The organism is Variovorax sp. KBS0712, assembly GCF_006323185.2.
GTDB lineage: Bacteria > Pseudomonadota > Gammaproteobacteria > Burkholderiales > Burkholderiaceae_C > Variovorax > Variovorax boronicumulans.
On the sequence record NZ_VCCD02000004.1, the window covers coordinates 486,589 to 500,198 of the forward strand.

A 13,610-nucleotide genomic window follows, 5' to 3' on the forward strand; every position below is an offset into this window, starting at 1 on the left:
AAAAGCGCCGCTGGTCGGCGCTTTTTTTTGCCTGTTCGCAGCGCGAATGCAGGCGCTTTCTTCCAAGCCAAACAAGCCGCTTGGCCAGCCGGTACCGGCCACCATAGCTATCGTTTCGATAGCGGGTCCGGTGAGACAATCGCCCGCATGGAAATGCTGGTGGTCACGGGCGCCTCACTGCTCGCGGGTTTTATCGATGCGATCGTGGGCGGCGGCGGGTTGATCCTGGTGCCGGCCCTCTTTGCGGTGTTTCCGGGCGCACCGCCCGCCACGCTGCTGGGCACCAACAAGAGTGCGTCCATCTGGGGCACGGCGGCCTCGGCGGCCCAGTTCAGCCAGCGGGTGCAGATGCGCTGGAGCGCCATGTGGCCGGCCGCGCTGCTGGGTTTCGGCGGCTCGATGCTCGGCGCCTGGACCGTCACGGTCTTCCCGGGCGACTTCCTGCGCCGGGCGCTGCCGGTCATCCTGCTGGGCGTGCTGGTCTACACGCTGGCGCGCAAGGACATGGGCCGGCTGCACGCGCCGCGCTTCAGCGGCCGCGCCGAGACGCTGGCGGCCAGCACCATCGGCCTGACCATCGGTTTCTACGACGGCTTCTTCGGGCCGGGCACGGGCAGCTTCCTGGTGTTCCTGTTCGTGCGCTGGATGGGCTACGACTTCCTCAACGCCTCGGCCTCGGCCAAGGTCATCAACACCCTGACCAACGCCGCCGCGCTGATCCTGCTGGCCGCCAAGGGCCACGTCTGGTGGCACTACGGGCTGGTGATGGCGGTGGCCAACGTGGCCGGCAGCCTGGTCGGTACGCGCGTGGCGCTGAAGCACGGGGCAGGCTTCGTGCGGATCGTGTTCATCGTGGTGGTGAGTGCGCTGATCCTGAAAACCGCCTACGACGCGTTCCTGAAATAAAAAAAGCCCCTGGCGTCTGGCCAGGGGCTTTTTTCTTGGGGCGCCGAGGTCAGTCTTCGACAAACGCCTCTTCGCGTTTCGCCTTGATCGCCGGCAACAGCACGATGGCCAGCAGCAGCGCCGCGGCGATCAGCAGCCCCGCCGACAGCGGCCGCGTGACGAACACGCTCCACGCGCCGCGCGACAGCAGCAGCGCGCGCCGCAGGTTCTCTTCCATCATCGGCCCGAGGATGAAGCCCAGCAACAGCGGGGCCGGCTCGGTGCGCAGCTTCAGGAACAGGTAGCCGATGAAGCCGAAGATCGCCACCATCCACACGTCGAAGGTGTTGTTGTTGGTCGAGTACACGCCGATCGCGCAGAACAGCACGATGGCAGGGAACAGGAACTTGTAGGGCACCGTCAGCAGCTTGATCCACATGCCGATCAGCGGCAGGTTCAGGATGATCAGCATCGCGTTGCCGATCCACATCGAGGCGATCAGGCCCCAGAACAGCTCGGGGTTGCTGGTCATCACCTGCGGGCCGGGCTGGATGTTGTGGATGGTCATCGCGCCCACCATCAGCGCCATCACGGCGTTGGGCGGGATGCCCAGCGTCAAGAGCGGAATGAAGGAGGTCTGCGCGCCGGCGTTGTTGGCCGACTCGGGTGAGGCCACGCCGCGGATGTTGCCCTTGCCGAAGGCGACTTCGCCGGGGCGCATCTTGATCTTCTTTTCCAGCGCGTAGGCCGCGAAGGCCGCCAGCAGCGCACCGCCGCCCGGCAGGATGCCCAGCGCCGAACCCAGCGCCGTGCCGCGCAGCACGGCGGGCGTCATGCGCTTGAAGTCGTCCTTGGTGGGCCACAGGCCCTTGACCTTGTGCGTGAACACCTCGCGCTCGTCGTCGGGCTGCGAGAGGTTGCCGATGATTTCGCCGTAGCCGAACACGCCCATGGCGATCACCACGAAGCCGATGCCGTCGGTGAGCTCGGGAATGTCGAAGCTGAAGCGCGCCACGCCCGAGTTGACGTCGGTGCCCACGATGCCCAGCAGCAGGCCCAGCACGATCATCGCCACCGCCTTGAGCAGCGAGCCCGAGGCCAGCACCACCGCGCCGATCAGGCCCAGCACCATCAGCGAGAAGTACTCGGCCGGGCCGAACTTGAAGGCCAGCTCGGTCAGCGGCGGCGCGAAGGCCGCAAGAATGAGCGTGCCGACGCAGCCCGCGAAGAACGAGCCCAGGCCGGCCGCGGCCAGCGCGGGGCCTGCGCGGCCCTGCCTTGCCATCTGGTAGCCGTCGATGCAGGTGACCACCGAGGACGACTCCCCGGGCAGGTTCACCAGGATGGCCGTGGTCGAGCCGCCGTACTGGGCGCCGTAGTAGATGCCGGCCAGCATGATCAGCGCCGAGACGGGCGGCAGCGCGTAGGTGGCGGGCAGCAGCATCGCGATCGTCGCGACCGGGCCGATGCCCGGCAGCACGCCGATCAGCGTGCCCAGGATGCAACCGACCAGGCAGTACAGCAGGTTGGTGAAGGTGAAGGCGACGCCGAAGCCGGTCGCCAGGTTGTGGAACAGTTCCATGGCGGTGTGCTCCTCAACCCGAAATGAAGGTGGGCCAGACCTGGATCTGGAGCTTGAGCGCCCAGATGAAGGCCACATAGCTGCCGGCCGCCAGGATGGTGGAGAGCACCAGCACGTCGCGCAGCTTGAAGTGCTCGCCGGCCATGCTCGAGATGATCGTCAGCGCGTAGATCGCGATGATCATGCCCATCGCCGGCAGTCCGACGCTGGGCAGGCCGCCCAGCAGCACGCCGAAGGCCAGGTTGGCGCCGAGCACGAAGGCCAGCGGCTTCCAGGCCCATTTGCCGATCTTGTCGCCGTCGGCGCTCTCGACCACCATGGCCTGGAACATGATCAGCGCCCCCAGCAGCGCCAGCAGGATGCCCAGCATCAGCGGAAAGTACCCCGGCCCCATGCGGGCGCCGTCGCCGATGGTGTAGGTGGTGGCACCGATGGCGAACGCGCCACCGACGGCGGCGAACATGACTCCTGAGAAGAAGTCCGCCTGTCTCTTGATTTTCATTGTCTCGACCCTCTGTTTTCGAAGGGACGAGGGTCGTCGCCAGCGGCTGACCGTCGGCTGACCAGCGCGGTACGGACAAATGCTTACAGGGAAAGTACGGGCTCTCCCCAGGCTTCGCGCAGTTCGTGTCGCTTTCGCCAACCCCCTTCCGGGGGCGACACCGGCGGCCCGGCAAAGCCGGTTCCGCGGTGTTCCTCGAAGGGGCAGGGACCGGGGCCGGGTTGTGGGGGCCGGAAACGAAAAAAGCTCCCGAAGGAGCTTTTTATTCATTCAGAGCGCCGAGGCGCTCATGAGTGTGTGGGGGAGGGCTTAGTAGCCGCCGCGGCCACCGCCGCCGCCGCCGTAACCACCGCCGCCACCGCTACGGCCGCCACCGCCGCCGCCGTAACCGCCGCCGCCGCCACCACCGTAGCCGCCGCCGCCACCACCGCCGTAGCCGCCACCACCGCCGGTGCGGGGGGGACGTGCTTCCATCGGACGGGCTTCGTTCACCGTCAGGGCGCGGCCCTGCAGCGATGCGCCGTTCATGCCTTCGACAGCTGCGAGTGCTTCAGCGTCCGTGCCCATTTCGACGAAGCCGAAGCCCTTCGAACGGCCGGTGTCACGTTCCATCATGACCTTGGCGCTGACGATCGAGCCGAACTCGCCGAAAGCCTGTTCCAGGTCGTTGTCACGCACGGAGTAGGCGAGGTTGCCCACGTAAAGTTTCTTGCCCATGGAGGGACTCCTAATTCAAACCAAAAAAACACAAAGCGATGGAGTCCCAGAATCACAACAAACTAATGCGCTGTGGCGCGAAACTGACCGATCACCAAATTACGTGCACGGGAGCCAAGGCTCGCAGACACGTGAGCCGGATTATCCGGCCCGATTTCCGAAAAAAGGGGGGAAATCTTGTGTTATCGAGAAACATTCCGACCCGACGGGCGGTTTCGCAACGGTTTCAGGAGGTCGGACAGGCCGTTGTGGTCTATTTCATGCATCAAAGCGAGCAGCCGGCCAATTTCTCCCGCGGGAAAACCCTCGCGCGCAAACCAGGTCAGGTAATTTCCGGGCAAATCGGCAATCAGCGTGCCCTTGTGCTTGCCAAAAGGCATTTCGAGCGTCACCAGGCGCTGCAGGTCTTCGGGGTTCATGCGTGCTTCAGCCGCCTGCGCGCTTGACCGTGTGGCCCTGCTTCACGAGGGCGGCGATGACGACCTCGCGGTGATCGCCCTGGATCTCCACGGTGCCATCCTTCACCGTACCGCCCGTGCCGCAGGCTGCTTTCAGCTGCTTGCCCACGGCCGCCAGCGCCGCCGCGTCGAGCGGCAGGCCCTTGACCACGGTCACGCCCTTGCCCTTTCGGCCCTTGGTCTCGTGCGATACGCGGACAATGCCGTCCGTGGCCGCCGTGCGGGCCTTCGCGAGTTCCTTGCAGCGGCATTGCGCCATCGGGGCGCCGCAGTCGGGGCACATGCGCCCGCCCGCCTCGGTGGAGTACACCAGCGTGCTGCCGGTGCGGCTGTTCTTCATCGTTCCCATTCGATCCGTCTTTCTTTCGATCTCTCTCTTTTTCCCGGTGCCCGTTCCATGCCATTCGATACCCTGGGCCTGACCCCCGCGCTCGCGCAAGCGGCCGCCGCGAGCGGCTTTGCCGCGCCGACCGCCATCCAGGCGGCGGCCATCCCTGCCATTTTGCAGGGCCGCGACCTGCGGGGCTCGGCACAGACCGGCTCTGGCAAGACGGCCGCATTTTCCCTGCCGCTGCTGCAGCGCCTGGCCGCCGAGCCTGCCTCGTCGGCGTCGCGCCGGCTGCGCGCGCTGGTGCTCGTGCCCACGCGCGAACTCGCGGCCCAGGTCGGCGAGACGCTGGAAGACTTCGCACGGCACCTGCCCGAGCGCCTGAAGATCGTCGTCGCGGTCGGCGGTGTCTCGATCAACCCGCAGATGATGCGGCTGCGCGGCGGCGCCGACATCGTGGTCGCCACGCCCGGCCGGCTGCTCGATCTGGTCGAACACAACGCGCTCGCGCTCGACGCCGTGTCGACGCTCGTGCTCGACGAGGCCGACCGCCTGTTCGACCTGGGCTTTGCCGAGGAGCTGCAGCGCATCCTGGCGCTGCTGCCGGCGCGGCGCCAGAACCTGCTCTTTTCGGCCACCTTCCCGATCGCCATCCAGGCGCTGGCCGACGACATGCTGCACGACCCGGCGCTGGTCGACGTGCAGGGCGAGCCCGGCACCCGCCCCGACATCGTGCAGCGCGCCATCGAGGTCGACGCCGCCCGTCGCACCCAGCTGCTGCGCCAGCTGCTGAAGGACAACGAAGGCACCTGGGACCGCGTGCTGGTGTTCGTCGCCACGCAGCACGCCGCGCAGACCGTGGCCGAGAAGCTGTACCGCAACGGCATCTACGCCGTGCCCTTCCACGGCGACATCGCGCAGGGCACGCGCCGCGACATCCTGGCGCAGTTCAAGCAGAGCCGGTGGGACGTGGTGATCGCCACCGACCTGGCGGCGCGCGGCCTGGACATCGCGCAGCTGCCCGTGGTCATCAACTACGACCTGCCGCGTTCGCCCACCGACTACATCCACCGCATCGGCCGCACCGGCCGCGCGGGCGCGAGCGGGCTGGCGATCAGCTTCGTGAGCCCGGCCACCGAGGCGCACTTCCGCCTGATCGAGAAGCGCCAGGGCCAGCGCGTGCCGCGCGAGCGCATCGCGGGCTTCGAGCCGATCGAGACGGCGCCGGTGGTGGTCGACACCTCGGGCAACGGCGGCATCAAGGGCGCGCGGCCGAGCAAGAAGGACAAGCTGCGCGCCGCGGCCGCGCTGGCCGCACAGGCGGGCGGTGGGGAAGACGCGGACTGACGCGCGTCAGGCGTCAGCCGGCATGAAAGGATGCCGGCGGGTGCTTCGAACGGTTTTCCGCTTTCGTGCGTTGCGCGCTATGCGTGCTGCTTGCCGAGCAAGCTCGCCATCAGGTCCACCGGCAGCGGAAACACGATGGTCGTGTTCTTGTCCGCGCCGATCACCGTGAGCGTTTCCAGGTAGCGCAACTGGATGGCCTGCGGCTCCTGCGCCAGCACGCGCGCGGCCTGGAACAGCTTCTCGGATGCCTGCAGTTCGCCCTCGGCATGGATCACCTTGGCGCGGCGTTCGCGTTCCGCCTCGGCCTGCCGTGCGATGGCGCGGATCATGGATTCGGTGAGGTCGATCTGCTTGATCTCGACGTTCGACACCTTGATGCCCCATGACGCGGTTTGCACGTCCAGCGATTCACGCACATCCAGGTTGAGCTTCTCGCGCTCGGCCAGCATGTCGTCCAGCTGGTGCTTGCCGAGCACCGAGCGCAGCGTGGTCTGAGCCAACTGGCTGGTCGCGTTGAAGAAGTCCTTGACCTCGATGATGGCCTTGGCCGCATCGACGATGCGGAAGTAGACGACCGCGCTGACCTTCACCGACACGTTGTCGCGCGAGATCACGTCCTGCGTCGGCACTTCGAGCACCACGGTGCGCAGGTCGACGCGCACCACCTGCTGGATGGCCGGGATCACGAACACCAGTCCGGGCCCTGCCACCTTCGAGAAGCGCCCCAGGGTGAACACGATGCCGCGCTCGTACTCCCGGAAGATCCATATCGCCGAAAAGAGCAGCGCCGCCAGCAGGACCAGGGCGACGGCGCCGATGCCATAAGTGAAAGAGAGCATGGTGATCTCCCGCGACTCAGCAAAGGTGCTGAACGGTTGGACACCCGCTGCGCAGCGGCGTTCCGGCCGGGCCGGAAGAAAGGTCGGCTCTGCCGCTACACCCACCCGAGTTGGCGCGCCGCCAGCTCCTTCATGATCTCCTCGGCCCCGCCGCCGATCATCATCACCTTGACCTCGCGGTAGACGCGCTCGCTCACCGTGCCGCGCATGAAGCCCATGCCGCCGAGGATCTGCACCGCCTGGTCGGCGCAGAACTGCATGGTCTGCGTGGCGTGGTTCTTGAGCAGGCAGACCTGCGCCACCCACTCGGGCGCGTTGATGCGGCCCGCCGCCTCGTGCGCGTCGCCCTCGGCGGACACGGCCTCGAGCCAGGCCTCGGTCGAGGCGATGCGCATCTGCATGTCGACCAGCTTGTGGCGCACCGCCTGGTGTTCGATGAGCGCGGCGCCGAAGGTCTTGCGCTCGCGCGACCAGGCCAGCGCCTCGTCCAGGCAGGCCTGCGCGAAGCCCAGCGCACCGGCCGCGAGCCCGACGCGCTCGCCGTTGAAGTTGCCCATGACCATGCGGAACCCGCCGCCTTCGTCGCCCAGCAGGTAGCGCGCGGGCACGCGCACGTTGTCGAAGTGCAGCGTGGCGGTGTCGGAGCACAGCCAGCCCATCTTCGCGAGCCGGGTGCGCGAAAGGCCGGGCGCGTCGCCCGGCACCAGCAGCATCGAGAGCCCGCCCGCGCCGCGGCCTTCGCCGGTACGCACGGCCACGGTGATCCAGTCGGCGCGCATGCCCGAGGTGATGAAGGTCTTCTCGCCGTTGAGCACGTAGTGATCGCCATCACGCTTCGCCGTCGTGCGCACTGCGGCCACGTCGGAGCCGCCGCCGGGTTCGGTGATCGCAAGCGCGGCGATCTTTTCACCGCGCAGCACCGCGGGCACGACCTCGCGGCGCACATCGTCGCTCGCATGCAGCACCACGGGCGGCAGGCCGATGTTGTGCGAGAACAGGCTCGCGAGCACGCCGCCGCTCTGGCCGTGGCGCGCGAGCGCGACCCACGCGGGCAGCTTCAGCGCATAGGAGGCGGGCGTGCCGCCGAGTGCTTCCGGGTAGCCCAGGCCCAGCAGGCCCAGCTCGGCCGCGCGGGCGTACAGCGCGCGCGGGAATTCGCCGGCCTCGTCCCAGGCCAGCACGTTCGGTGCGATCTCGGTCTGGGCGAAGCGGCGCACCGTGTCGGCGAGCGCCGCACGGTCGGCCTGCAGTTCAGCGTCCATGGCGCTCAGCCGCGCGGCGGGCGCTTGGCGATGCCCATGGTCTTGGCGAGGATGCCGAGCATCACCTCGTCGGCGCCGCCGCCGATGGAGCCCAGGCGGCCGTCGCGGTACAGGCGCGAGACACGGTTCTCCAGCGTGAAGCCCATGCCGCCCCAGAACTGCAGGCAGGTGTCGGCCACTTGGCGCGTGAGGCGGCCGGTCTTGAGCTTGGCCATCGACGCGAGCTCGAGCACGTCCTCGCCCTTCACGTGCAGGTCGCAGGCGCGGTAGGTGAGGGCGCGCAGCGCCTCCACCTCGGTCTTGAGCTCGGCCAGCTTGAACTGCACCCACTGCTGGTCGGCCAGCGTGGCGCCGAACATCTGGCGCTGCTGCGCCCATTCGATGGTCTGCGTGATGCAGTCGTCCATCGGCGCGAGCGAGCTGGCCGCGCACCACAGGCGCTCTTCCTGGAACTGCTGCATCTGGTAGACGAAGCCCTGGCCTTCCTCGCCGATGCGGTAGCGCTGCGGCACGCGCACGTTGTCGAAGTAGATGAGGCCGGTGTCGCTCGAGTCCATACCGATCTTGCGGATCTTCTTGGCCTTCTCGATGCCGGGCAGGTTCATCGGCACCATCACGAGCGACTTGTTGCGATGCACCGGGCCCTCGCTGGTGTTGACCAGCATGCACATCCAGTCGGCCTGCAGGCTGTTGGTGATCCACATCTTCTGGCCGGTGATGAGGTAGTCGTCGCCGTCCTTCTTCGCGTAGGTCTTCAGGCCCGCCACGTCGCTGCCCGCGCCGGGCTCGCTCACGCCGATGCAGCCGACCGTGTCGCCCGCGATGGCGGGCACCAGGAACTCGCGGCGCAACTCATCGCTGCCGAAGCGCGCGAGCGCGGGCGTGCACATGTCGGTCTGCACGCCGATGGCCATCGGCACGCCGCCGCAGCTGATGTGGCCCAGCCCCTCGGCGAAGGCCATCGCAAACGAGTAGTCGAGCCCGGCGCCGCCGAAGGCCTCGGGCTTGTTCAGGCCCAGCAGGCCGAGGTTGCCGAGCTTCTTGAAGACCTCGTGCGCGGGAAAGATCTCGGCCTCTTCCCATTCGTCGACGTGGGGGTTGATCTCCTCGTCGATGAACCGGCGCAGGGTGTTCTGCATCTCGAGGTGTTCATGGGTGTACTGCATCACTGGTCTCCGTTCGTTCGCTCGTTACTTGTCCTGGAACACGCGCGGTGTCTGCGCGAGGTGAAAGCCGTCGTAGGGCCGCACCGCGGGGCGCTGCTGCGCCTGCGCATCGGGCAGTTCCATCGGCCAGCCCATGCGCGCCTGCGGGCGCGCGCCGTCCACGCGCAGCACGGTGCCGCTGATGAAGGCGGCGGCCGGGCCCAGCAGGAAGGCGATGGCGGCGGAGGTCTCGGCCTCGTTGCCGAAGCGGCCCGCGGGCACCGTCTTGCGCATGGCGCGCAGCATGTCGCCGGCCTCGGGCGGGTAGTGGTCCATGCCGCTGGAGGCGATGTAGCCCGGCGCCACCGCGTTCACGCGCACGCCGCTCACGGCCCATTCGGCGGCGGCGGTCTCGGTGAAGCTCACCATGCCGGCGCGTGCGGCGCCGCTGTGGCCCATGTTCGGCATCGACCCCCAGATGTCGGCCACGATGTTGACGATGGCGCCGCCGTTCGCCTGCATGCTCTGCAGGTAGCACTCGCGCGCCACCAGGAAGCCGCCCGTGAGGTTGGTGTGGATCACCGCCTCCCAGCCCTTGGCCGAGATGGCGGACAGCGGCGTGATGTACTGACCGCCCGCGTTGTTGACCAGCCCGTCGATGCGCCCGTGCGCCGCGACGATGGCCTTCACGGCCTCGCGCACGGCGTCTTCCTGGCGGATGTCGAAGGCCTGCGTGCTGGCGTTGCCGCCGGCGGCCTCGATCTCGGCGCGCACCGCGTCGAGTTTCTCGGGCTTGCGCCCGACCAGCACCACGTGGGCGCCGAGCGAGGCCAGCTCGTGCGCGGTGCAGCGGCCGATGCCGGAGCCGCCGCCGGTGACGACGATGCATTGCCCGGCGAACAGGCCGGGCGCGAAGACGGAGCGATAGTGGGATGCGTTCATTCGACAGGTTCTCGAAAAAGGGGAGGGGCCTTCAGGCCTCGGCGATCTCGGCCACGATGTGGCGCGCGGCCACCTGCGTGCCCACGGCCACATGCAGCGCCGCGACGCGGCCCGCGCGCGGCGCGCAGTGCACGTGTTCCATCTTCATGGCTTCGAGCGTGACCAGTGGTTGGCCCGCCGCGACGGTGTCGCCCTCGGCGGCCAGCAGCGCGACCACGCGGCCGTTCATCGAGGCGCGCAGCAGGCCGTCACCGCCGCCCGCGCCGGCGCGCGGGACGGCCACGTGCGTGAGGTCGTCGAGGCGGTGGGCGAGGCCGTCGAAGTGGAGGTCCGTGCGTTCGCCGCGCCGCACCACCCATGCCTGCGCGGCCACGCCGTTGCAGGCAAAGCGCACCGGGCCGTCGTCCGGCAGCGCCAGCAGCGCGAGCGTGGCCGGCGCGGCGTCGTCCAGCACGACCTCGAAATGCGCCGCGCCGCGCGGCGTCACGCGCGCCGTGTGGACGGCACCGTCGAGCGCAAAGCGCAGGGCGTTGGGCAGCGTGTGCGCCAGCGGCGAAGGCCAGCCGCGCGCGCCGGTCTGCAGCAGCAGGGCCGCGAGCAGGGCGGCGCGCGTGTTGCTCGCGGTGTCGGCGGCCAGCAGCGCGTCGAGGTGGTCGCCGATGAAGGCGGTGGTCGCACCGCCGCCCGCGAACACCGGGTGCGCGAGCGCGCGCTGCAGCAGCGCCTGGTTGGTCGGCAGGCCGAGCGCTACCGTGTCGCGCAGGCCGGCCAGCAGCCGCTGCCGTGCTTCGTCGCGCGTGCGGCCCGATGCGATGAGCTTGGCGATCATCGAGTCGTAGAAGGGCGGCACTTCGGCGCCGTCGCGCAGCGCGTGTTCGGTGCGCAGCGCGGGCGACGGGCGCCACGCCGTGAGCGTGCCGCTTTGCGGCAGGAAGCCCTGCTGCGGGTCTTCGGCGCACAGGCGCACTTCGATCGCATGGCCGGTGATGCGCACGTCGTCCTGCGTGAGCGGCAGCGGCTCGCTGGCGGCCACGCGCAGCTGCAGCTCGACGAGGTCCAGCCCCGTCACCGCTTCAGTCACGGGGTGCTCCACCTGCAGCCGCGTGTTCATCTCCATGAACCAGTACTGGCCTTGCGCGTCGAGCAGAAACTCGAGCGTGCCCGCGCCTTCGTAGGCGATGGCCTTCGCGGCGGCCACGGCGGTGGCGCCCATGCGCGCGCGCAGCGCGGCATCGACGGCCGGCGAGGGCGCTTCCTCGATCACCTTCTGGTGGCGCCGCTGCACCGAGCAGTCGCGCTCGCCGAGGTGGATCGCGTGGCCGTGCCGGTCGGCAAACACCTGGATCTCGATGTGGCGCGGCGCGACGATGGCGCGCTCCAGGATCACGGTGGCGTCGCCGAAGGCATGCAGCGCCTCGGACTGCGCGCTCTGCAGCTGCTCGGCGAAGGCGCCGGCCGAGGCCACGAGCCGCATGCCACGCCCGCCGCCGCCGGCCGTGGCCTTGATCATCACGGGCCAGCCGATGCGTTCGGCCTCGGCGGCCAGCGTTGCGGAGCTTTGATCGTCGCCCTGGTAGCCGGGAATGCACGGCACGCCGGCCGCCTGCATGAGCCGCTTGGCGCCGGCCTTGTCGCCCATCGCGACGATGGCCTCGGGCGATGGCCCGATGAAGACCAGCCCTGCGTCGCGGCAGGCCTGCGCGAAGGCCGCGTTCTCGGCCAGGAAGCCGTAGCCCGGATGCACCGCGTCGGCGCCGCTGGCGCGGGCCGCGGCAACGATCGCGTCAATGTTCAGGTAGCTCTGCGCGGGCAGCGGCTCGCCGATGCACACGGCCTCGTCGGCCTGGCGCACGTGCTCGGCGTCTGCGTCGGCGCGGGAGTACACGGCGACCGTGCGGTAGCCCATGGCGCGCGCGGTGCGCATCACGCGCACGGCGATCTCGCCGCGGTTGGCGATCAGGATCTTCTTGAATGCGCTCATGGCCGTGCCACCGAAAACTGCATGGGTTGCGGGGCGCGTGCCTCGGCGTCGCGGCAGATCGACAGCGCCTCGGCCAGCACGGCGCGCGTGTCGCGCGGGTCGATCACGCCGTCGTCGAGCAGCAATGCGCTGGTGGTGAAGACGCTCATCTGGCGGTCGAAGCGCTCGACGATCTGGCGCTGCATCGCGTCGATCTTGTCGCGGTCGACGGCACCCTTGCGGGCCATGCCGGCCTCCATCACGATGGCCATGGTCTGCGCGGCCTGCTCGCCGCCCATCACGGCGGTGCGTGCGTTGGGCCAGCTGAAGCAGAAGCGCGGCGCAAAGCCGCGCCCGCACATGCCGTAGTTGCCCGCGCCGTACGAAGCGCCGCAATGCAGCGTGATCTGCGGCACGTTGGCGCTGGTCACGGCCTGGATCATCTTGGCGCCGTGCTTGATGATGCCGGCCTCCTCGTGCGCGCGGCCGACCATGTAGCCCGTGATGTTCTGCAGGTAGACGATCGGCGTGCGCGACTGGCAGCAGGCCTGGATGAAGTGCGTGGCCTTGGTGGCGCCGTCGGAATCGATGGGGCCGTTGTTGGTGATGATGCCCACCGCGTGGCCTTCGAGCCGGATGTGGCCGCAGACCGTGGCGCTGCCGTAGTGCTCGCTGAAGGCCAGGAACTCCGAGCCGTCGGCGATGCGCGCGATGACCTCGCGCATGTCCACCGGCCGGCGGCCGTCGGCGGGCATGAGGCCCATCAGCTCCTCGGCGTCGTGGCGCGGCGGCGCGAAGGCGCGCGGTGCCTCGTCGCGCGCCCAGTCGATGCCGCCGAGGATGGCGCGCGCGATGCGCAGCGCGTCACGGTCGTCCTCGGCCAGGTAGTCGCCCAGGCCCGAGATGTGGGTGTGCATGACGGCGCCGCCCAGTTCTTCCTCGGTGGCGATCTCGCCGGTGGCGGCCTTCAGCAGCGGCGGGCCGGCCAGGAAGGCCCGCGTGCGGTCGCGCACCATCACGATGTAGTCCGACAGGCCCGTCTGGTAGGCGCCGCCCGCGGTCGACGAACCGTGCGTCACGGTCACCACCGGCAGGCCCGCGGCCGAGAGCCGTGCGAGGTTGCGGAAGATGTTGCCGCCGCGCACGAAGTCCTGCACGCGGTACTGCATGAGGTTGGCGCCCGCGCTTTCCACCAGCTGGATGAAGGGCAGCTTGTTCTCCAGCGCGATCTCGTGCAGGCGCAGCTGCTTGTCCAGCCCCATGGGCTGCAGCGCGCCGGCGTCGATGCCGGAGTCGGAGGCGCTGATCATGCAGCGCACGCCCGCCACGCGCCCGATGCCGGCGATCAGGCCGCCGCCGGGCACGCTTTTCGAAAGGTCGGGGTTGTCCTGACCCAGGCCCGCCAGCGTGGCCAGCGGCAGGAAGGGCGCGCCGGTGTCCAGCAGCAGCGCGAGGCGTTCGCGCGGCAGCAGCTGGCCGCGCTTGGCGAAGCGCTCGGCCGAGGCGCTGGAGGCGGCCACGGCGCGGGCTTCATGGGACCGGACCTGCTCCAGCAGCGAGAGCATGCTGGCGCGGTTGGCCTGGTAGCTGTCTCCGGCGGTGTGCAGCCGGGATTCGAGGAAGGGCATGGGGGTCTGTGCGGT

Annotated in this window: 13 protein-coding genes; 2 read left to right on the top strand and 11 right to left on the bottom strand. The window is 69.2% G+C overall.

The features are described 5' to 3' along the window. Positions 1-147 precede the first annotated feature (147 nt). Complete coding sequence (locus FFI97_RS30470; protein WP_139703963.1) at positions 148-906, top strand: sulfite exporter TauE/SafE family protein; 759 nt, start codon at positions 148-150, stop codon at positions 904-906. A 49-nt stretch (positions 907-955) separates the two neighbouring features. Here the strand turns inward: FFI97_RS30470 and FFI97_RS30475 are convergent, their stop codons facing one another. The 5 genes from FFI97_RS30475 to FFI97_RS30500 form a co-directional block, all read right to left on the bottom strand. Beyond that, complete coding sequence (locus FFI97_RS30475) at positions 956-2,467, bottom strand: tripartite tricarboxylate transporter permease (RefSeq protein WP_139703961.1); 1,512 nt, start codon at positions 2,465-2,467, stop codon at positions 956-958. A gap of 13 nt (positions 2,468-2,480) precedes the next feature. Continuing rightward, positions 2,481-2,969, bottom strand: coding sequence for a tripartite tricarboxylate transporter TctB family protein (locus tag FFI97_RS30480; protein WP_070063464.1), 489 nt, complete (start codon positions 2,967-2,969; stop codon positions 2,481-2,483). 309 nt (positions 2,970-3,278) lie between these two features. After that, positions 3,279-3,686 carry an RNA recognition motif domain-containing protein gene (locus tag FFI97_RS30490; RefSeq protein ID WP_095950733.1) on the bottom strand — a complete coding sequence of 136 codons (408 nt, stop codon included), beginning with the start codon at positions 3,684-3,686 and terminating at the stop codon, positions 3,279-3,281. A 182-nt stretch (positions 3,687-3,868) separates the two neighbouring features. Next, positions 3,869-4,105 carry a DUF3820 family protein gene (locus tag FFI97_RS30495; protein WP_056584018.1) on the bottom strand — a complete coding sequence of 79 codons (237 nt, stop codon included), beginning with the start codon at positions 4,103-4,105 and terminating at the stop codon, positions 3,869-3,871. 7 nt (positions 4,106-4,112) lie between these two features. Beyond that, positions 4,113-4,493 (bottom strand): translation initiation factor Sui1, encoded by a 381-nt coding sequence (locus FFI97_RS30500; RefSeq protein WP_062472780.1) that lies wholly within the window; start codon positions 4,491-4,493, stop codon positions 4,113-4,115. Positions 4,494-4,541: 48 nt separating this feature from the next. Between FFI97_RS30500 and FFI97_RS30505 the strand changes: the two genes are divergently transcribed. Next, entirely contained in the window at positions 4,542-5,819 is a 1,278-nt protein-coding gene (locus FFI97_RS30505) for a DEAD/DEAH box helicase (RefSeq protein WP_139703956.1), read from the top strand. Positions 5,820-5,896: 77 nt separating this feature from the next. Here the strand turns inward: FFI97_RS30505 and FFI97_RS30510 are convergent, their stop codons facing one another. From FFI97_RS30510 to FFI97_RS30535, 6 genes are all read right to left on the bottom strand, one after another. Beyond that, positions 5,897-6,658, bottom strand: coding sequence for a slipin family protein (locus FFI97_RS30510; protein WP_139703953.1), 762 nt, complete (start codon positions 6,656-6,658; stop codon positions 5,897-5,899). 95 nt (positions 6,659-6,753) lie between these two features. After that, positions 6,754-7,920: an acyl-CoA dehydrogenase family protein gene (locus FFI97_RS30515; RefSeq protein WP_139703951.1), complete on the bottom strand. Its 1,167-nt coding sequence runs from the start codon at positions 7,918-7,920 to the stop codon at positions 6,754-6,756. A 5-nt stretch (positions 7,921-7,925) separates the two neighbouring features. Beyond that, positions 7,926-9,086 (bottom strand): acyl-CoA dehydrogenase family protein, encoded by a 1,161-nt coding sequence (locus tag FFI97_RS30520; RefSeq protein ID WP_095747399.1) that lies wholly within the window; start codon positions 9,084-9,086, stop codon positions 7,926-7,928. A gap of 24 nt (positions 9,087-9,110) precedes the next feature. After that, positions 9,111-10,007: an SDR family NAD(P)-dependent oxidoreductase gene (locus FFI97_RS30525; RefSeq protein ID WP_139703948.1), complete on the bottom strand. Its 897-nt coding sequence runs from the start codon at positions 10,005-10,007 to the stop codon at positions 9,111-9,113. Between the two features lie 31 nt (positions 10,008-10,038). Next, complete coding sequence (locus FFI97_RS30530; RefSeq protein WP_139703946.1) at positions 10,039-11,988, bottom strand: acetyl/propionyl/methylcrotonyl-CoA carboxylase subunit alpha; 1,950 nt, start codon at positions 11,986-11,988, stop codon at positions 10,039-10,041. After that, positions 11,985-13,595 carry an acyl-CoA carboxylase subunit beta gene (locus tag FFI97_RS30535; RefSeq protein WP_139703944.1) on the bottom strand — a complete coding sequence of 537 codons (1,611 nt, stop codon included), beginning with the start codon at positions 13,593-13,595 and terminating at the stop codon, positions 11,985-11,987. Before FFI97_RS30535 ends, FFI97_RS30530 begins: the two co-directional genes overlap by 4 nt. Between the last annotated feature and the right edge of the window lie 15 nt (positions 13,596-13,610).